The organism is Chitinophaga deserti (assembly GCF_003149455.1).
Lineage (GTDB): Bacteria > Bacteroidota > Bacteroidia > Chitinophagales > Chitinophagaceae > Chitinophaga > Chitinophaga deserti.
The window spans coordinates 87,043-105,103 of sequence record NZ_QFFK01000007.1 but is presented as its reverse complement, the minus strand read 5'-3'; the positions used below and the strand labels follow the sequence as shown (position 1 = coordinate 105,103).

The 18,061-nt window shown below is 48.3% G+C and carries 18 protein-coding genes and 1 pseudogene; 5 read left to right on the top strand and 14 right to left on the bottom strand.

The features are described 5' to 3' along the window. Positions 1-74: 74 nt before the first annotated feature. From DEV76_RS17010 to DEV76_RS17000, 3 genes are all read right to left on the bottom strand, one after another. Positions 75-1,844, bottom strand: coding sequence for a DEAD/DEAH box helicase (locus DEV76_RS17010; RefSeq protein ID WP_109699126.1), 1,770 nt, complete (start codon positions 1,842-1,844; stop codon positions 75-77). A gap of 72 nt (positions 1,845-1,916) precedes the next feature. Further along, positions 1,917-3,224: a 30S ribosomal protein S12 methylthiotransferase RimO gene (gene rimO, locus DEV76_RS17005; RefSeq protein ID WP_109699125.1), complete on the bottom strand. Its 1,308-nt coding sequence runs from the start codon at positions 3,222-3,224 to the stop codon at positions 1,917-1,919. Positions 3,225-3,385: 161 nt separating this feature from the next. Continuing rightward, complete coding sequence (locus tag DEV76_RS17000; RefSeq protein ID WP_109699124.1) at positions 3,386-4,267, bottom strand: cupin-like domain-containing protein; 882 nt, start codon at positions 4,265-4,267, stop codon at positions 3,386-3,388. Between the two features lie 149 nt (positions 4,268-4,416). On the opposite strand from DEV76_RS17000, the gene DEV76_RS16995 reads away from it, so the two are divergent. Then, positions 4,417-4,944 (top strand): RNA polymerase sigma factor, encoded by a 528-nt coding sequence (locus DEV76_RS16995; protein ID WP_109699123.1) that lies wholly within the window; start codon positions 4,417-4,419, stop codon positions 4,942-4,944. Positions 4,945-5,242: 298 nt separating this feature from the next. Here the strand turns inward: DEV76_RS16995 and ftsY are convergent, their stop codons facing one another. The 6 genes and pseudogenes from ftsY to DEV76_RS16965 form a co-directional block, all read right to left on the bottom strand. Then, positions 5,243-6,205 (bottom strand): signal recognition particle-docking protein FtsY, encoded by a 963-nt coding sequence (ftsY, locus tag DEV76_RS16990; RefSeq protein ID WP_109699122.1) that lies wholly within the window; start codon positions 6,203-6,205, stop codon positions 5,243-5,245. Positions 6,206-6,314: 109 nt separating this feature from the next. Beyond that, on the bottom strand, positions 6,315-6,488 hold the full coding sequence (locus DEV76_RS16985; protein WP_109699121.1) for a DUF4295 family protein: 174 nt from the start codon (positions 6,486-6,488) through the stop codon (positions 6,315-6,317). Positions 6,489-6,586: 98 nt separating this feature from the next. Then, positions 6,587-6,769, bottom strand: coding sequence for a 50S ribosomal protein L33 (gene rpmG, locus DEV76_RS16980; protein WP_074238941.1), 183 nt, complete (start codon positions 6,767-6,769; stop codon positions 6,587-6,589). Positions 6,770-6,927: 158 nt separating this feature from the next. Continuing rightward, positions 6,928-7,050: pseudogene (gene rpmB / locus DEV76_RS26365) on the bottom strand (50S ribosomal protein L28); the annotation flags it as partial. A 116-nt stretch (positions 7,051-7,166) separates the two neighbouring features. Beyond that, complete coding sequence (locus tag DEV76_RS16970) at positions 7,167-7,754, bottom strand: carboxymuconolactone decarboxylase family protein (RefSeq protein ID WP_109699119.1); 588 nt, start codon at positions 7,752-7,754, stop codon at positions 7,167-7,169. A gap of 79 nt (positions 7,755-7,833) precedes the next feature. Beyond that, positions 7,834-8,388, bottom strand: coding sequence for a peroxiredoxin (locus DEV76_RS16965; RefSeq protein ID WP_109699118.1), 555 nt, complete (start codon positions 8,386-8,388; stop codon positions 7,834-7,836). A gap of 675 nt (positions 8,389-9,063) precedes the next feature. Here DEV76_RS16965 and DEV76_RS16960 point away from each other — a divergent pair. Then, positions 9,064-9,642, top strand: a complete 579-nt coding sequence (locus DEV76_RS16960; RefSeq protein ID WP_109699117.1) for a hypothetical protein — start codon at positions 9,064-9,066, stop codon at positions 9,640-9,642. 81 nt (positions 9,643-9,723) lie between these two features. Beyond that, positions 9,724-11,571 (top strand): ATP-binding protein, encoded by a 1,848-nt coding sequence (locus DEV76_RS16955; protein WP_109699116.1) that lies wholly within the window; start codon positions 9,724-9,726, stop codon positions 11,569-11,571. A gap of 225 nt (positions 11,572-11,796) precedes the next feature. Here the strand turns inward: DEV76_RS16955 and DEV76_RS16950 are convergent, their stop codons facing one another. Beyond that, a complete protein-coding gene (locus DEV76_RS16950) occupies positions 11,797-12,528 on the bottom strand; it encodes a carboxypeptidase-like regulatory domain-containing protein (protein ID WP_109699115.1) in 732 nt (243 codons plus the stop codon). Between the two features lie 159 nt (positions 12,529-12,687). On the opposite strand from DEV76_RS16950, the gene DEV76_RS16945 reads away from it, so the two are divergent. After that, positions 12,688-13,326, top strand: coding sequence for a response regulator (locus DEV76_RS16945; RefSeq protein WP_109699114.1), 639 nt, complete (start codon positions 12,688-12,690; stop codon positions 13,324-13,326). A gap of 50 nt (positions 13,327-13,376) precedes the next feature. Here DEV76_RS16945 and DEV76_RS25965 read toward each other — a convergent pair whose 3' ends face one another. Then, the gene (locus DEV76_RS25965) at positions 13,377-13,754 is read right to left on the bottom strand and encodes a hypothetical protein (protein ID WP_157962937.1); all 378 of its coding nucleotides are present in this window, start codon (positions 13,752-13,754) and stop codon (positions 13,377-13,379) included. Between the two features lie 814 nt (positions 13,755-14,568). Here DEV76_RS25965 and DEV76_RS16940 point away from each other — a divergent pair. Next, positions 14,569-15,837, top strand: coding sequence for a hypothetical protein (locus DEV76_RS16940; protein WP_109699113.1), 1,269 nt, complete (start codon positions 14,569-14,571; stop codon positions 15,835-15,837). A gap of 391 nt (positions 15,838-16,228) precedes the next feature. Here the strand turns inward: DEV76_RS16940 and DEV76_RS16935 are convergent, their stop codons facing one another. From DEV76_RS16935 to DEV76_RS16925, 3 genes are all read right to left on the bottom strand, one after another. Next, on the bottom strand, positions 16,229-16,582 hold the full coding sequence (locus DEV76_RS16935) for a hypothetical protein (RefSeq protein WP_157962936.1): 354 nt from the start codon (positions 16,580-16,582) through the stop codon (positions 16,229-16,231). Positions 16,583-17,257: 675 nt separating this feature from the next. Then, a complete protein-coding gene (locus DEV76_RS16930) occupies positions 17,258-17,605 on the bottom strand; it encodes a hypothetical protein (protein WP_109699111.1) in 348 nt (115 codons plus the stop codon). A 117-nt stretch (positions 17,606-17,722) separates the two neighbouring features. After that, positions 17,723-18,046 carry a hypothetical protein gene (locus DEV76_RS16925; RefSeq protein WP_109699110.1) on the bottom strand — a complete coding sequence of 108 codons (324 nt, stop codon included), beginning with the start codon at positions 18,044-18,046 and terminating at the stop codon, positions 17,723-17,725. Positions 18,047-18,061 lie beyond the last annotated feature (15 nt).

The window sequence follows — 18,061 nt, the reverse complement described above, 5'->3', positions numbered from 1 at the left end:
GCTTTCGTACAAGGTAAAAAAATACCCGCAAACTGACGCTTGCGGGCATTAATATTTATTTCCTGTAAAAACTGTTATCCACGTTTGGGGCGGAAATTACCGCTACCGCTTTTGGAAAACTCGCGGCGCGGACGGAAAGAACCATCTTCGCTGCCGGTCCAGGTTTTCTTGGGACGGTCGCCGTAGCTGCGGAAACCACCTCTGTCACCACCAGGTTTGCGTTTATCGCCATCCTGGGAGGTTTCGATCCTTACGGAACGGCCATTGTATTCCACTGTTTTGAAACCTGCCTGTACCTGTGCGGTGGCATCGTTCTCCACTTCGAAGAAGGAATAAACGCCTTTCAGGTCGATACGGCCGATTTTGTTACCACGGATACCTGCGTTGTCGCAGATAAAGCGAAGCATATCGCCACGGGTGAAATTGTCTACAGAGCCCAGGTTGATGAACAGACGGGTAAACTTACCGGAGTTACGGCGTGACAGTGAATTTTCGTCAACAGAACCACGGGGACCTTCCTTCACGTTCAGATCCGGAGCGTTCTGGTAGTATTCGAGGAACTCGTTGAATTCGAGGGAGGCGAAGCGACGGATAAGGTCTTCCTTCGACAGGTCCGCGAATTCTTCGTAGATACGGGTCAGGTAAGGATCGATCTGCTCTTCGTTAACGGTTACGTTATGTACACGGTGTACGAGGGCAAACAGTTGTTTTTCGCAAACTGCAAATCCGTCGGGCACTTCTGCCTTCTCGAATTTCTTACCGATCACACGCTCGATCTGGCGGATCTTTCCGATATCACGGCCGCTGATAATAGCGATGGATATACCGGAACGGCCTGCGCGGGCGGTACGGCCTGAACGGTGGGTGTAGTTTTCCACGTCATCAGGCAGTTCGTAGTTGATAACGTGCGTTACGTTATCCACGTCGATACCACGTGCGGCAACGTCGGTAGCTACCAGCAGCTGAAGGTTCTTTTCGCGGAAGCGTTTCATTACCTTATCGCGCTGTTGCTGGGTAAGGTCACCGTGCAGTGCGTCAGCATCATAACCGTCTTTGATGAGCGATTCTGCAATTTCCTGCGATTCGATCTTGGTACGGGTAAAGATGATGCCGAAGATATCGGGGTTGAAGTCTACGATACGTTTCAGCGCCGCGTATTTCTCGCGGGGGCGAACCACGTAGTATTCGTGTTCGATGTTAACGTTGCCGGTGTTTTTACCACCTACAGTCAGTTCGAACGGATCTTCCATGAATTTCTGGGCGATACGGCGTACTTCCTGGGGCATAGTGGCGGAAAACAACCAGGTTGTTTTTTCCTCGGGGGTATTGGAGAGAATGCTGTTGATGTCTTCCTGGAAGCCCATGTTCAGCATTTCGTCGGCTTCGTCAAGGATCGCATAACGAACATTGTCGAAGTTGATGGCGCCACGCTCGATGATATCGAGGAGACGGCCGGGGGTTGCTACCACGATGTGGGCGCCGCGTTTAAGATCGCGGAGCTGCATACCGATGGAGGTACCGCCGTATACGGGAACGATATTGATATCGCCGAGGTATTTTGAAAAGTTCTTAAGATCGTTCGTGATCTGCATGCAGAGTTCACGGGTGGGGCACAGGATAAGGCTCTGTGGCTGACGGATCTTCATATCCAGCTGATGCAGCAGGGGAAGGCCGAAAGCGGCAGTCTTACCGGTACCGGTTTGTGCAAGGCCCACAAAATCGCGGTCGCCGCCAAGCAGTACCGGGATGGCTTTCTCCTGAATGGGAGTAGGGGTTACAAAGCCAAGGTCGGTAACAGCTTTAAGCAGGTTTTCCTGTAAGCCTAATGTTTCGAATGTAATCATGTAAATTTTTTCGTTGGCCCGGGGTTGTTTTAGAAACCGGACCGGGTGATCAATGATGCCGGCGCAAAAAGTTTAAACCAGCTCTCCTTCCAGGTCGTAGTCGAACGCCCTGGTAATTTTAACCTGTACGAAATCTCCGGGTTTCAACTTCTTGTCCGTGTTAATGATCACCTCATTATCCACCTCTACTGAATCGAACTCCGTGCGGCCCAGGTATCGGCCGGATTCTTTTTTATCGACAATTACTTTGTAGATCTTTCCTACCATTTCCTGGTTTTTCTCCAGGGAAATCTCCTGCTGTGTTTCCATGATATCCTGTGCGCGGCGTTCTTTCTCTTCAGCCGGGATATTATCTTCCAGCGCGTAGGCGGAAGTATTTTCCTCATGGCTGTAGGTGAACACGCCTACACGGTCGAAGCGAACTTCTTCCAGGAAGCGCTTCACATCTTCCACATCGTCCAGCGTTTCTCCCGGGAAGCCGGTGATCAGCGTGGTACGGAGGGCGATGCCGGGCACCTGCTCCCTGATGGCGGCAATGAGGTCCACGATCTCCTTACGGGTGATCTGGCGCTTCATGGCTTTCAGCATCGGGTCAGCAATGTGTTGCAGGGGGATGTCGAGGTAATTACAGATGTTATCACGCTCACGCATTACTGCCAGAATCTCCATGGGGAATTTGGTGGGGTATGCGTAATGCAGGCGGATCCACTCCAGCCCTTTCACATCAGCGAGGGCATTGAGCAATTCGGCCAGGCGGCGCTCTTTGTACAGGTCAAGACCATAATACGTGAGTTCCTGCGCGATAAGCATTATTTCCTTTACGCCGATCTTCACCAGTCTTTCCGCTTCCAGTACCACCTGTTCGATGGGTTTGGATACGTGCTGGCCCCGCATGAGCGGAATGGCGCAAAAGGAACAGGTACGGTTGCAACCTTCGGAAATCTTCAGGTAAGCATAATGGGAAGGAGTACTAAGGATACGCTCCCCTACCAGCTCAGCCTTGTAATCGGCATCAAATTTCTTCAGGATGGAAGACAATTCCATGGTACCAAACCAGGCATCTACGCCGGGTATTTCCTTCTCCAGATCTCCCCGGTAGCGCTCACTGAGGCAACCGGTTACGTATACCTTGTCGAGCTTACCGCTCTCCTTGAGGTCTACCTGGTCGAGGATGGTGTTGATGGATTCTTCCTTTGCTTTGTCAATAAATCCACAGGTGTTGACAATCACGATGTTATGATCGCGTTTGGCATTTTCGTGCACCACATTGATGTCGTTGGCTTTGAGCTGACCGCTCAATACCTCCGAATCCACCATGTTTTTGGAGCATCCAAGTGTGATAATATTAACCTTGTCTTTCTTTAAAGTTCTCGTCTTCAAATAGCAATTTTTATGTTTATCCCGGTTTCGTACCGGAATTTGCCACGAAGACACGCAGACACGCTCTGAGATTACAGCAGGCAAGCTGTTTGAAGTGACTATGAGCCTAAGTGGAGCTAAGAAGGTGCAAAGGTAATTAAATTATTTGAATAACAGCATATTTATCCCGCAAGTAATTTGCGCATGGCCTTTTCTGCCCGTTGATCCGCTACTTTCCGCTTGTAATGGTACCACCATTCGGGCGCCATTTTGATGAGCAGGTTATTCATGCTTCGCAGGCCTGCTAAGTGATACAGCCCGTTCAGCTTACCCGACAGCGACTGGTCGAGCGCGCGCAGGCTCATAGCAAAGCCGCCTTCCAGATATTCCATATGGTGCCAGTACCCGCCGGGCATAAACATGGTATCGCCATGCTCCAAAACGGTCGTATATGCCCTGGCGTATTTGAGGGCAGGATAGCGGTTTTCGTCGAGCCGGTCTGCCCAGCCTACGAAATTAGCCGCACTTTCTACCGTCATGGGCATGCGGTAAATCAGCTCTTTCTGGTTGTTTTCGAGGAGCAGTACCCGCTTTTTACCAATAAACTGGGTGTGGAAGATGTGGCTGAGATCGATGTCGTAATGCATATGCGCTACTGACCCTCCCCCGCCTACAAACAGCATAGGGTACTTTTTGAGAAAGCCCTTTACGAGGTAATCGGGCCAGCTGAAATCGTCCGTCAGCTGCGGGGCATGCTGAAAAATGTTGAAGAGGAAGATACGGAGCTGTACAGGGCCTTTGGCAACCATATCGAGGTATTCGCCGAAAGTGATGTATTCATCCGCCCCGTTAACGAGCGTTTTGGCCCCTGCCCTTTCATTGTTGTAGACGCCAACGGTCTTATCCCCAACGATGGATTTAAAGTAGTCCCAGGTCCATTGCTGAAATGCCGGCCACTGCCTCGACAGTCCCGTAATAATTATAGGTTTGCGTGGTTCATAATATTGTTTCCTAAAATCTTCCGGTGTGATAGCATCAACTCGATCTATGGATTGCAATTGCATAAAAACGAATTGGGTTGTGGGTGAAAACAAATGACTCTCCCCAAATTTAAGCATTTGCTGCATTCATAGCGCACAAGGGGTAATTGACGAAAATCTTGTTTCTTAGCAATAGAAGGGTGATATTTCGGGGAAAGTGGTATTACCGGAAGATGCATCACCCACAACACATTGAATGGCTGGCCGCCCTGCGCAGCGGTGAACGCAGGACTATTGAGGCCCTTTATACCGAATGCTTTCCCGCTGTGGAGCGAATGGTACTCCTTCGCGGCGGTACCCGGCAAGACGCGGAAGACGCATTCCAGGAGTCGATGGCGGCACTTTGCCAGCGCGCTTCCGACCCGGAATTCTGGCTTTCTGCACCACCCTCCCACTTCCTTATTGCAGCCGCACGGCGGCAATGGCTGAAACGCCTCCGGGAAAGGAAACGCCTGTCTTCCGAAGCAGTCCCCGAACACGCCGATTGCCAGGAGCCCCCACATCCCCCCCTTGCGCCCCTGTATGCGGTATTAAAGCGCCTTACACAACACTGTTTCCTGCTGCTGTCGAAGGCCTTTCTCCTTCCGAAAAAGCAGCAAAGCGCGGCAGCGGAGGAATTGGGCTATAAAAACCGCCATACTTTCGATAACCAGAAGTACAAGTGCCTGCAACAGGCACGGAAACTTGCCGGGAAAGGGTGAGATTTTGATCTTTCAGGTATCTCTCTGAAAAAGCTATGCAAAACAATTGCCCGGTACCCACTACTCCCCGCAAAGGCTGGAAAGCCGTCCTTTTTAAATTTGGCTATTGCCCGATGTGCGTTTCCGCAGGGCTGATCCATAGTTGTCTCGGATTCTTCCGGCGAAAGCGGAAGTAAGCCTGATTAGCCATCAGTTTGTTCAGGAACGTTGGATGTAACCGGAGCGCAAACAAGCGCCCTTGGTAAGCAAAAAAAGGCCGGAAGCAAAACTTCCGGCCTTTCCTATATCATTATGGTAATCAACTATTTAAACTAAACAGCGAATCTACAAATTCTTCTTTATCAAATACCTGCAGGTCTTCCATCTTTTCCCCGATACCGATGTATTTCACGGGGATCTTAAACTGGTTGGCAATGGCGAGTACCACACCGCCTTTAGCAGTACCATCGAGTTTAGTGATGGCGAGGGAGGTTACTTCTGTAGCGGCAGTGAACTGCTTAGCCTGTTCCAGCGCGTTCTGACCAGTGGAGCCGTCGAGTACCAGGAGTACTTCGTGCGGGGCATCGGGAATCACCTTGTTCATGACACGCTTGATTTTGGAGAGCTCGTCCATCAGGTGGAGCTTATTATGCAGGCGGCCGGCAGTGTCGATGATGATAACATCCGAGCCACGGGCAACACCGCTTTGCACGGTATCGAAGGCAACGGCAGCCGGGTCGGAGCCCATTTGCTGCTTAACGATGGGTACCCCCACGCGTTCGCTCCAGATGGTGAGCTGGTCTACCGCTGCGGCACGGAAGGTATCCGCGGCGCCGAGGAGCACAGATTTACCGGCTTTATTGAAGTTATACGCCAGCTTTCCGATGGTAGTGGTTTTGCCTACCCCGTTTACGCCAACAACCATGATAACGTAGGGCTTTTTATCGGCAGGGGTTGAGAAGTCCCTGAAACCGGAATCGGGGGCATCTACGAGGATAGCTGCGATCTCTTCTTGCAGTAAACGGTTCAACTCACTGGTTCCCATGTATTTGTCTTTCGACACACGGGCTTCGATACGTTCAATGATCCGCACGGTGGTATCCACACCTACGTCAGCGGAAACGAGGGCTTCTTCGAGGGTATCGAGGACTTCAGCGTCTACGGTAGATTTGCCGGCGATGGCGCGGCCGATTTTGGAGAAGAAGCTCTCTTTCGTCTTCTGCAGGCCCTGGTCGAGGCTTTCTTTCTTTTCCCGGGAGAAGAGCTTATTGAAAAATCCCATACTGGAGGTGGCTAGTGGTTAAAAAACTATGCGAAAATAAGGATATAAACACAAAAAGCCGTTCGTCATTTACGAACAGCTCCTGTGCAGTATGATTAGTAAAGCCGAATTACTTTTTGTTAAAGAACTCAGTTACAGTATCCTTGTGGATGATCTGCTCCTTGAAGGTATAAGCGCCGGATTTAGGAGAACGCTCAGCTTTGATCACTTTAGTCCATACTTTAGATTCAGCTGCAGCCTTCGCGTCTTTTACTTTCGCGTTCTTTGATGCTTGTTTTGCCATTTTGTATAAATGTTAATCGTTAATTAGAAAGGTTGTCAATCGTCAAGCGCTAATCGAATAGACGTATACGATTAACAGCCAGGCAATTAATTTCGACCTTATTTAATTTCTTTGTGCACAGTTACCTTCCGGAGAATGGGATTGTACTTTTTCAGCTCCAGACGCTCCGGAGTGTTCTTCTTGTTCTTGTTGGAGATGTAACGGGAAGTCCCGGGCTGACCAGAGTTTTTATGCTCTGTGCACTCGAGGATTACCTGTACTCTGTTACCTTTCTTTGCCATTTTATGCTGGTTAAGTTGATACCGAGTTGATACCGAATGAATTAAACGTCTTTCCTACCTGCTGCGCGCATTTCTTTCACTACAGTGTAGAGACCACGCTTGTTGATGGTTCTGAGACCGTCCGCAGATACTTTCATAGTAATCCAACGGTCTTCTTCCGCCAAAAAGAAACGCTTGGTTTGCAGATTGGGCAGAAACCTTCTCTTTGTCTTAATGTTCGAGAAAGATACGTGATGACCTGTAATAGGTTTTTTCCCAGTCACCTGACATACTCTAGCCATGTTCTAAAAATTTTGGACTGCAAAAGTCGCATTTATTTTGGTAAATATCAAATTATGGAAAGTGTTTTTATTAACACTCCAAAACGACTGTCCATTATTATGGACGGTCATCAGCATTAAAACAACACTCCCAGGCTCTTGATAACCGCGCCCAGCCTCACTGCATCTGCCACCCGCTGCTGGGAAGTACCGTGCTTCAAAAGTGCCTCTTCATGAGAAGTTACACACATCTGACAGCCGTTCAATGCACTCACAACAAGGCTAACCAGCTCAAAAAACTCCTTCCCGATCACCGGATTGGCCATAATGCTCATCCGGATCCCGGCCGGCGCAGTGGTATAAAACTCCTTTTCCACGAAGTGGCGGAAACGGTAATACACGTTATTCGCGTTCATCAGCGAGGTACAGCTGATCACCTCGGCAATCTCCTTATCGGTAGCCCCTGCTGCCAGCGCCAGTTGTTCAAAACCACCCTGCAGGGCAGCCAGCTTCTCGTTCACTGCCACGGAAAGGCCGATCAGGTAAGCCTCTTTCTTTTCCATAGACGCCGCGTCGAGCGCATTGGAAACGTTGATTTTCAGATCTTTCAGATAGCGGGCATCCACAGCAGCCAATGCGGCCAGTTTGGAAGGTACTGCTGACGCGCCCAGGCCAACGGCCTGCAGAATCTGCTGCGCGGTATCGCTTGTATTGGTTGCAAACATCGGTTGTACGGTTTGAGTGGGTTAAAAAAATGGCCGGACAAGCCACTTAGCCGTCCGGCCACGAAATAACGTTACGAGATTAAGCATTGATCGTAGCCTCGCCTTTCTGCCAGTTGCAGGGGCACAGCTCGTCGGTCTGCAGCGCATCCATCACACGGATCACTTCTTTCACGTTACGGCCAACAGAGAGGTCGTATACGGAAGTCCAGCGAACGATACCCTGTGGGTCAACCACGAAAGTAGCGCGGTAAGCGATCTTTTCGTTGGCTTCGAGGATACCCAGCTCGTCTGCCAGGCTCTTGGAAGTATCTGCCAGCATGGGGAATTTCAGGCCACGGAGGTCGTCGTGGTTGTTTCTCCATGCCAGGTGAACAAACTCAGAATCGGTAGATGCGCCGATCAGGATAGCATCGCGGTCAGCGAAATCCTGGTAGTGATTGTTGAATTCGGCGATTTCGGTAGGACAAACAAAAGTAAAATCCTTAGGCCACCAGAACATTACCATCCATTTTCCGGAAGCTTTGATCTCTTCGGAAGAGATTTCATAGAACTCCTTGCCTTTCTCGATGGAAACTACTGCCTTTTTTGTGAACTCAGGGAATTGGGCCCCTACTGATAAAACTGCATTTTTCATGATTCTATATCTGTTTATTGATTTTTACTGCTATGCTGTTGCATTGTTGCCGCCGCAAAGTTCCATTTCAAAAAGGGATAAATCAAATAGATTTATTTCTCCACGATATTGTTTATATCTATATTATTTTGAATTCCCATAGATGAACGTAGTGTTAAATCCAAGCCGGGCGCGGACTTCCATAAAAAGGGGCATTTTCCCTACGCAAAACGGATTTTTTCACTGCGGCAGCATTTAACCTTTTGGCACGTATTTTAGTTATACATAGACAGACAAAAACGAAAGGATATGAAAATCAGAAATGTACTGCTGGTGATTTTTACGGTTGGCCTTGCTTTGATTCCGTTTATCAGAAACGTCATCAACAAACAGGATGAATTTGATGCTACACAGGATTTGTTCATCTAGTTTCGGCGCGTCATGATACTATCTGGCCGGATTACCCCATCTTCAGGACCAGAGATGACGGCAGCGGGTTCCATTGTACCGTAATTTACTCCGCCCTGTAACCCTCCAGGGCTTAAGGGAATGTTTTGCTTCACCCACACAGCGCTCCCTTTAATATTTTTCGCGCCTTATCCTACCCCTATTTACCGGTTGCCCTCTCCTCTTCCAGCAATCCGGACTTTTGTGCTATATTCATCTCCGCAATCCCTTTTACCTAAACAATTTATCATGCGATTCATTCTGCTCGCCGCCTTTCTCGCGGCTACATGCACCGCCTCAGCCCAGGAAATAACCCCTGCCGGCGGTAAACAGGAAGCCCTCAAAAGCATCGATACCTTTAACCTCGTACTCACCTACGACAAATGCCGTGTTGGTGAAGCCGGAAAAGAGGAAAACTATCTCAAAAGGAGAAGAACCGAACTCAATGCCAAAGAAGCCGGCAGAGGCGACGAATGGGTCGATTCCTGGAATAATGACAAGGAGAAACACTACAAACGCAAGTTCATTGCCCTTTTCAATAAATACGCCGAAAACAAGGTAGTGGGCGACTTTCCCAACGCACAATACGTTATGACTGTTTCCACCACATTTATTGAGCCGGGCTATTACGCCGTTGTAAAAATGGGGAAAGCCAATATTGAAGCAGATATCATCATCACCGACAGCCAGAACCCCAAAAAGCCGGTAGCGAAGTTCAGGGTAACCGAAGCAGTAGGGCGTGCCGAGGCTACGGGCCTGCGCATCGCGGAAGCTTATGCGGATGCCGGCAAAGCCTTCGGCATCTATATCAAAAAGAAACTGAAATAGCCGTTTACCGCACATACGAAAGCCGCTCCCGCCGGGCGGCTTTTTCATTATATTTGTCCGGCTTACCGCCATACCGTAATCATGCGCCTCATCCTTCTACCGACACTCTGCTTCCTTTTCACCATCAGCTCCGCCTCCGGGCAGGATACCACTACCGTCCGTACCTGGATCTCTGCCGCAACCGCCAAAGCCGGTACCGAACCGGACTCAGCCGATTATTACTTTAAAAAGGCAGGCGCACTGGCTCAGCAACTGAACTTTACCGACGGCTTACTGGACTACACCCGCCGCTACACTCTTTTCCTCTACAACAACCTCCGTTTTGAGGATGCCCTGCAGGTAGCCGCCCTCCAGCTGGAAAAATCGCTGGAGATAAAGAACTACTCCAAAGCATCAGGCGCCTATAACAACATGGCGCTCCAGTACCAGGCTATGGGTCAGCTCCAGAAAGCGGCCGACCACCTCATCAAGGCACTGGAACTGGCGCAGGAGCTCAACGACCAGGTGAACCTGCAGAAGTACTACACCAACCTCGCCTCCATCCTGCTCGACCTGGGGAACTACCCTAAAAGCCTCATATACGCCCGTAAAGGACACGAAACCGCCCTTGCACTGAAAGATACCATCACCATCGGCCGGAGCCTCGTAAACCTGCTCGCCAGCGAAACCACCAATAAAATGTACCCGGATGCCATCCGGCATGCCAACGACGTTCTCTCAATAGGCCTGCATCGGAAAGACACCATCCTCCAGCTTTGCGCTTATATCAACCTCGGCAGCATCTATAACCGCCTTGGCAAACATGATTCGGCCCTTGTCTGGAACAACCAGGCCGTAAAACGCCTCTCTCCTACCGTACCGCCCGATTACAGGATATACGTTGATCACCTCTACGCAGAAACCTACACGCACCTGAAGCAACCGGCTAAAGCCGCCCCCCACTTCGACAAGGTGATTCATGATGCAGAGAACATCTTTCCCCGCAGTGAACTGCGCGACCTGTACAAACTGGGAACAGAACTGAAAGAAATGCAGGGCCAGCCTGCATTAGCGCTCGAATACTGGAAGAAGTATACCGTACTCAACGACAGTATGAACAATACGGCCACCCAGGCCGCCATCAACGAGCTGGAGATCCAGTACGCCACGGCCCGAAACAAACAGGCCCTGGCGGAGCAACAGCTTAAACTGCAGCAAAAAGACTTCTGGATCTGGCTCTCCTGGGGCATCGTAGCCATACTGGTAGGCGCAGGCGCCGTGGTATGGATCCTCTTCCGCCAGCGCCAGAAAGCCGCCAACGAACGCAAACGCACCCAGCTCCTGCTGGCTCAGCTGGAGGGCGAAGAGAAGGAACGTGCCCGTACCGCACAGGAGCTGCACGACGGCGTAGGGAGTATCCTCTCCGCCGCTAAGATCCACATGCATGCCGTACGTGGCACTGATGCGGATGCCTCACAAAGGGTAGTTTCCCTGATCGAAGATGCCGCCCGGGAAGTGCGGAACATCTCCCACAGCCTCGATCCGGAGATCCTCCTACAGGAAGGACTCGAATACGCCGTACGCGCCTTTCTCGCTAAAATCAGCCACCCGGGCCTATCCATTAACCTTTATACCGTAGGCGAACTGCCCCAGCTGGAAAGCGGACAGGAACTCCTGATTTACCGCATTATCCAGGAAGCCATGAACAACGTTATCCGCCACGCCGGTGCCTCAGAAGCCATCGTGCAGCTGGGATACGACAATGGCATCCTCACCCTCACGGTGGAAGACAATGGCAAAGGCTTCGACACCGCCATTACACCCGGCAAAGGGATCGGACTGGGCAATATGGAAACCCGCATCAACCTCCTGAAAGGCCATTACGAGATCAGCAGCCGCCCGGGTGAGGGCACGAGCATCTACGCTGAATTCGCCAACCTCCACGCATAAAAAACCCGTCCTCCGCCGCGGTAAAGCAGGGAGAACGGGATCATCATCAAAGGGACCTGTTGTTACAGGGATAAATACCTGTGCATGGCCACATCATTCAGGAAATAGTGCTGCACGGTTGCTTTGGGGTCATGGATTCCGTTTAACGATGGGGATTTGGGGCATGGATGATAAAGGTTGTATTTGGGGAACGAACCGGATGCGGCCGGGTGCCGGCTAATTGCTTTATTTCGTTGTGTATTCAAGGATTGCGCAATTATTGCAGAAGGATTCGAAGGTGGGATAGAAATCAAAAGTGACATCTGCACCATAGGCATCCTGCGTACGCCATTTTCTGAGTTTCAGCGCTTTGCCCTGATATTTGGCAGTCACTTTATACCTGCCGATAGGCACATCTCTCAGATCATTACCATTTTCAGATTGCCGGGTCAGTACCTGTCCTGCGGAACCATCGATCAACGGACCGGAAGGTGTGAACGTCCATACGATGTCGCGATCGTCCACCACTTCGAAATCGCCAATGGCATGGTTAAATTCCACCACACCGCCATAGCTGCCCGATAAAGGCTCTGTTTTTTCGCCGGACAGTTTCCAGATGAAGTTGCGCACGGCACCTTCTCCCCCGAAACCATCGGAGTTATCGGGATGGAGGTCCATTTTGAACTTCCTGCCGTTATAATCGACCGTAATTTCTCCAAATGCATACCAGGACCCAACGGGGATCTTCACGCTGTAGGTGCCGTCGTCTTTAGAACTGGTAGTTACATTAGAGTTCCAGAAAATGCTGTGGTCGATAATGATCTTTGCGCCTTTGATGGGCGTTCCGGCAGCATTCGTGACTTTACCGGTTACATAACCTTTCTGGGGTCCACCGTTATTATTTCCGTCGCCATCCTTTTTGCAGGCGGTGGTGATGGCGAGGGCAATGAAGAGAGAGGTAACAATGAGCTGTTTCATATGTGATGTTTCAGGATACAAAAGTATACCCGGAAGGAATGCCGGAAAACGGGTGTAGTACGGGATTATCGGGGCTAAGTAGTAGTACTGGGGGATGTTAGGACAGGAAGCTGTTAAATTTGCATAAATTTACTGTCACATACTTTTTAACTGAGCACTATGCATATCAGGATCGGCATCGCAGATGACCATTTGCTAATTATCAACGGACTGGAAACGATGCTTCAGTCGTCGCCCCACCATCAGCTCATCTTCAAGGCCCTCACCGGCGCCTCGCTCATGGAAGAGCTCGAGAAGGAAGCCCCCGACGTGCTCCTGCTCGACATTCAGCTGCCCGACGCCAATGGTGTAGACCTCTGCAAGCAGGTATCAGATAATTACCCCGATGTGAAAGTGATCGCCCTCACCAACCACGAGGAAACGATGTATGTGAAGAAAATGATGCGTAACGGCGCACTGGGCTACCTTCTGAAGAGCACAGACCCGGATAGCCTCCTCGAAGCCATCAACAAAGCCTTCGATGGTGAGGAATACCTCGATAAACGCCTCGAAAAAGCCATGCTCTCCGAGATGATTATGGGTAAGCGGCAACCCAGCCGGGAGGTACAACTCACCAAACGTGAGACGGAAGTACTCACCCTCATTGCGGGAGAACATACTAATCAGCAGATCGCGGATAAACTATTTATTAGTCTGCGTACGGTGGAATGCCACCGTTTGAATATTACACAGAAGCTGAACATCAAGCATCCCGCGGGATTGGTGAAGGAGGCTTATTTGAGGGGGCTGGTGAAGTAGGGAAAGAGATTCAAGAGATTTGGCAAAGTACTATCCGGTGACGAAATCGTTCACGAAGGTGAAGCTGTCTTTTTAAACGCTCTTATCAGATACCTTAAGTTAAAAACTAAATATATCAGCAACAGTAATAATCCCACAGGCTGGAAGACAGGAAAGGTAATTGGGCCAAACCAATATTGTCTTGTCATGATAGTGGTCGTAAATGCTGCAAGATTGATTGTGGTCAGCAATAAGATAATGCCGGTAATTAGCACACCTATCCTTAAACTAAGGAAATAAACAATAATATTGATTACCACTAATCCTCCGCCAATTAAATGCCTTATTCTAGCAACATGTGTTACTGATAAAATTTCGTGCCATGCAATAATTGTAAATACTAACAAAATCGCAAAAGGCAAAATTCTCAATACTTTATTTAATCTCATTTTGACATTTTTACACTAAACTATCCCCTATTCTAAACCATAAGGTAGAAGTTGCTGTTGTTTTACCTGATTTAGCTTCTCCACCGAAGTTAAACTGAAAACCGTTCTGCCTTACAACAGGATTACCAGTGGTAGAACTTTGGAGAAGCTATTTCCCCCGTAGCTTTGCGTTCGCCATTGCCGCTTGCAGATCCTTTTACTTCACCACCCGACCCTGGGGAGTCCTTCATTACTTACTTTCGCTAAATTTGCCCTGCATCGAGCAACACAACAAAACAGCCAATTAAAGGCTGGAATGGGACAATGTTCTACCGGTTTTTTCAGGAAATATAACATAGGTAAAATTGGGAAAACGCTAAGGTATGCTAAATACTAAAATTTTCAAGGGAGGTACAAAGCCGGACCAGGTGTCATATGGTAATGAAAGGCTGGAATCTCCCACAACAATCAGCTTGCTGTCGAATCGTATATATCTGTTTATAGAATGTACTAATTCTGGAACTCCATAATAATTACACAGAAGTATCATGCAGACGAAGGGCAGATGAAGGGCAGATGAAGGGCAGACTAGCCGCCCTAAACCCGCTTATTCCACTATGTCAAGACAGGGACTCTAATGGCCCAAAACGTCCCTAAAATGCCCTATTGACCCAAAACTACCCTAATCGGAACTTCTCCCCCCTCAAGTGTAAAAAACGTAAAAAACCAATGGATATTTGGTGAGAATTCTGTACCTTATTATACCTGAATTAACAATGCAGAAAGGCCACCAAGGCCCGATACGCCTATTTTTCATTAAAAACAAAATAACGTTATGGCAAGCACGCAAAGCGGCCTCTTGCAGATGCTGGGGCCTACGCAAAACATGAGTATTTACCGGAAGAGAAACGGTGAATATGGACTAAGAAGAAAAGGTGGTCCAACGGCGAAACGGTTCGCCAAAGACCCGAATTATGCACAGGCAAGGATCAACACCAGCGAATTTGGTCAGGCGGCCAAAGGCAGCGCCCTGATCCGTCGGGCCTTCCGTGCCATGATGCCAAAGGTCGCCAACGATGAACTGCATAGCAGGCTTACAAAGGTCTGTAAAGACATCATTAATTCGGATACCAGTCATCAGAGGGGCAGCCGCATGCTCATGAATGGAAACCTCTCCCTGCTGAGGGGATTCAACTTCAGCCCCGCAGGCAAGTTCGGACTGATCGTCAGTATCCCGCTTCATCATACAGTGGACCGTACCGCCGGTACCGTTCGTATCGGCATGCCTGCCTTTGCCCCGGCTGATGCTATCCGGTTCCCGAAGCATGCCACGCATGCCCGGCTAAAGATGGGTGTGGCGGTGCTTAATTTTGAGAAAGATATGTTTACGTTCGTATCGGCCTGCTCCTCTCCTATCCCCAAGGGAAGGAAACCCATCAACCCGGAAGATCTTACTGTGCAGATACCCGCCGGAACAAGCGATCCCCTGTTCATTGCGATGGCGGTTGAGTTTCTGATGTTGGAGAAAGGGGCTTTTTGCCCTGTACCAGACAGCCAGTTTAAGCTCATGCAGCTAACGGGTGTAGACTTAAGCGCAACCGCCGCAGAACAACAAATCCACCCACAGGAGGAAGCTTTACTTGTTGCAAAAGCGGAAACTGGCGCTCCACTAAGCCTGTGCTCTCCAAAGCTGCAAAACGCTAATCTTTCGGAAAATTGCCCCGTGAATGACATGCAGCAGCTTGAGGAAACCAGTGAAGGCAAGATTCCCGATCAGCTCCCGTATCATAACGCCAGCCGTGCCCATAGCGGGGAAACCAGGACCGAAGCCTTAGAACGGCATCCCGATAAGTGGCCGGTCCGCATGAGGACTTCGCTACCGGAAACATCGAAAATCCGTCGACGGCTATTCAAGACTGCCGGGGCCGGGGGCCGGAGGGTCCCAACATCCGGATTCGCCGTACAACATAATGGCGATTTAATCGAACTGGCGCAATGTGTTGTTGGCCGTGGTAGTGGCCGTCTTACGGTGGGCAGGCGCAGCAGGCATGCCTTTCGTTCCGGAACGCAGGGCGTTACCGGTTCGCTAATGAAGCCGGGTTAGTATGCTTTTATGGGAATGTTCTCAGGGGCAATGTCTGCTTCTGCGGACCCGATATCGGGATGGGTAGCCGGGGCTATGATCTTTTCGATGAAAGCCGAGATTGGCGGGATTGATATTGTAGCCAGCATATTGCCGAAAAAAACGTGCAGCCATATTCCAAGCACGCTTACCGCTTTTGAGACCCAATTTCTGAGCAGCTACGCTACTTTGGTGAGCTGTGTTATGCGGCGGTTGGATGTGATATTGGGAGCTTTAACAGGTAGACTAAAAGGTTAAAGTCGGAGCTCGTACGAACTCCGACTTTATATGCTTCCATAGTTTAAGTTATAGTGTCTCTTTTGCGCTCTTATACAATCATCACGCCATCTTGGTTGGCAATAGCCTGTTGATATTACTTATTGCTGACAGCCCTGTTGAATCCTGGCCAAACCTTTGAATATTTAACTTCAACAGAATCCCCTACCTTATATTTTGGATCATGAGAATTGTTCTTATACCTTTTTCCATTTACTATTACTACATATGAATAAGAAAACTCTTGACTTACAGGGCTATTCCCGCTAAAATTTTTCTCATCTATAATCACCCCTCTGGTGTAAAGAACATCTCCTTTTAAAAAATACTTAGCGATCTGATGCTTGCCTATATTAAATAAAAGTGAACCCAAAATGAATAGAAATAGCAAAAATGATACGATATGCTTAAGCTTGATCCCTCCCTTCTTTTTTTGCACGTTTTTCTTCATTTCAACATATTTTTCAATTAATTTTCTAAGTACCGAGTTTACTTTTCTTTTTAGTTTCGTCTTTCGGCGCGGATTACCATACACCTTGAAAGTGCTTTCCATCAATTTCTCCGTCGCTTGTCAGGAATTCTGCGCACTTTGTAAAACAGACTGATTGACAGTTTTTGTTACTTTCCCTCCAATTACCGCTAGACATAATAAAGAGGATGGGGACTCCGGCTTGTTGTGCAACCGGAAAAGCCGGAAAGCCATTTTGAAAACGGTTTACTCATTCTGTTGCTTCAAAACCACCATGATTTAATCTAGCAGTATGACCAGCTCCATGATTGAATAAGCACGCAGTTGTTTCTTCGAAAGAAGCGTTAAGTTCACTCGCGGCACACCTTGCTGCATCGGAACTAATCGCAATAACTTCTCCACCTGGACTATTCTCACTTTTTTCAGGATTTACAGTTCCTTTTTCCGAACCGAAACCTCTTTACCACAATTCCTTTGCGCCAAATTTCAACCCTTAACTACTCACATAATCTTTAACATCTGCTGTCTTTCCAATAACTGCAAATGCATCCGTTTTATCCATTATTGTCCGGTCAAAATTCTTGGAGTTCGCAATCTCTACTCTTGTTTTTAATCCCATTTCTTTAAAATAGCAACAATGAAAATATACTTTAAATATCATTTTAACCCGTTTACCCACAAGTCAATGTCCTCATCGAAAACTCGTGCGGCTTGTTCTGAAACGAGTTGTTTAAGGGTGAAATATTCATTGCGGTTTATGTCGTAAAGCGTAATAACAAACTCACTAATAAGTGTCTGAATCTCTACTAATTGACTATTACAAATCTCATTCAGTAACAAAACCGTTCTATCAATGAACCCCTTGTTGTATTGTATAAAATTGTTTGCAACAATCACTGAAAATTCAGCAAACAGCAACGTTGGTGAATCTGGGAATTTAACTTCTGACTTGATTTCCGGGAATCGTTCCATTAAAAAATTGCTTGCATTTTCGTAAGTAATCATAATGGGTAAAGAGTTACTTGTTATCTAATTGCATTGGATATCGGGGAACACAGTTAGAATCTTTCTCATTCGGTTATCAATTAATAAGGCGCTTTACACCTGGATTATCTTTTAGCTTTAGATTGAAAAAACGGCAACCACCATGAAGAGGTATAGGTAACTGAAAAGATTAGAATCGAAATCATAAAAGCTCCTTTCGATAATTGTAATGGAAAGAAGTCTGCAGTTGCCAAATTCCTCAACATAAACCTGTATTACATCTGATGTTGTTGCTCCGGTTTCAACGTACGCAACTTTGACCTCCGTGCCATTAATATTGATGATGGAAAGTAAAGACTCTTCTCTTTCAAAAAGGGGGATTCCTACCAAGGCTATCATCCAAAAGGCCAGCATTGCTACTCCTGAAATTAAAGCAAGAAGAATGGTAACATCTGACTTCATCTATTAGAATTATTG

What these genes read in the sequence shown, in the direction of transcription:
- DEV76_RS16995 (WP_109699123.1), top strand. Translation starts at nt 4,417, where the DNA reads ATGCATCACCCACAACACATTGAATGGCTGGCCGCCCTGCGCAGCGGT.
- DEV76_RS16925 (WP_109699110.1), bottom strand. Translation starts at nt 18,046, where the DNA reads ATGAAGTCAGATGTTACCATTCTTCTTGCTTTAATTTCAGGAGTAGCA.
- DEV76_RS16970 (WP_109699119.1), bottom strand. Translation starts at nt 7,754, where the DNA reads ATGTTTGCAACCAATACAAGCGATACCGCGCAGCAGATTCTGCAGGCC.
- DEV76_RS17010 (WP_109699126.1), bottom strand. Translation starts at nt 1,844, where the DNA reads ATGATTACATTCGAAACATTAGGCTTACAGGAAAACCTGCTTAAAGCT.
- DEV76_RS16950 (WP_109699115.1), bottom strand. Translation starts at nt 12,528, where the DNA reads ATGAAACAGCTCATTGTTACCTCTCTCTTCATTGCCCTCGCCATCACC.
- DEV76_RS16960 (WP_109699117.1), top strand. Translation starts at nt 9,064, where the DNA reads ATGCGATTCATTCTGCTCGCCGCCTTTCTCGCGGCTACATGCACCGCC.
- DEV76_RS17000 (WP_109699124.1), bottom strand. Translation starts at nt 4,267, where the DNA reads ATGCAATTGCAATCCATAGATCGAGTTGATGCTATCACACCGGAAGAT.
- ftsY (WP_109699122.1), bottom strand. Translation starts at nt 6,205, where the DNA reads ATGGGATTTTTCAATAAGCTCTTCTCCCGGGAAAAGAAAGAAAGCCTC.
- DEV76_RS16935 (WP_157962936.1), bottom strand. Translation starts at nt 16,582, where the DNA reads ATGAAGAAAAACGTGCAAAAAAAGAAGGGAGGGATCAAGCTTAAGCAT.
- DEV76_RS16945 (WP_109699114.1), top strand. Translation starts at nt 12,688, where the DNA reads ATGCATATCAGGATCGGCATCGCAGATGACCATTTGCTAATTATCAAC.
- rpmG (WP_074238941.1), bottom strand. Translation starts at nt 6,769, where the DNA reads ATGGCAAAGAAAGGTAACAGAGTACAGGTAATCCTCGAGTGCACAGAG.
- DEV76_RS16985 (WP_109699121.1), bottom strand. Translation starts at nt 6,488, where the DNA reads ATGGCAAAACAAGCATCAAAGAACGCGAAAGTAAAAGACGCGAAGGCT.
- DEV76_RS25965 (WP_157962937.1), bottom strand. Translation starts at nt 13,754, where the DNA reads ATGAGATTAAATAAAGTATTGAGAATTTTGCCTTTTGCGATTTTGTTA.
- DEV76_RS16955 (WP_109699116.1), top strand. Translation starts at nt 9,724, where the DNA reads ATGCGCCTCATCCTTCTACCGACACTCTGCTTCCTTTTCACCATCAGC.
- DEV76_RS16940 (WP_109699113.1), top strand. Translation starts at nt 14,569, where the DNA reads ATGGCAAGCACGCAAAGCGGCCTCTTGCAGATGCTGGGGCCTACGCAA.
- DEV76_RS16930 (WP_109699111.1), bottom strand. Translation starts at nt 17,605, where the DNA reads ATGATTACTTACGAAAATGCAAGCAATTTTTTAATGGAACGATTCCCG.
- DEV76_RS16965 (WP_109699118.1), bottom strand. Translation starts at nt 8,388, where the DNA reads ATGAAAAATGCAGTTTTATCAGTAGGGGCCCAATTCCCTGAGTTCACA.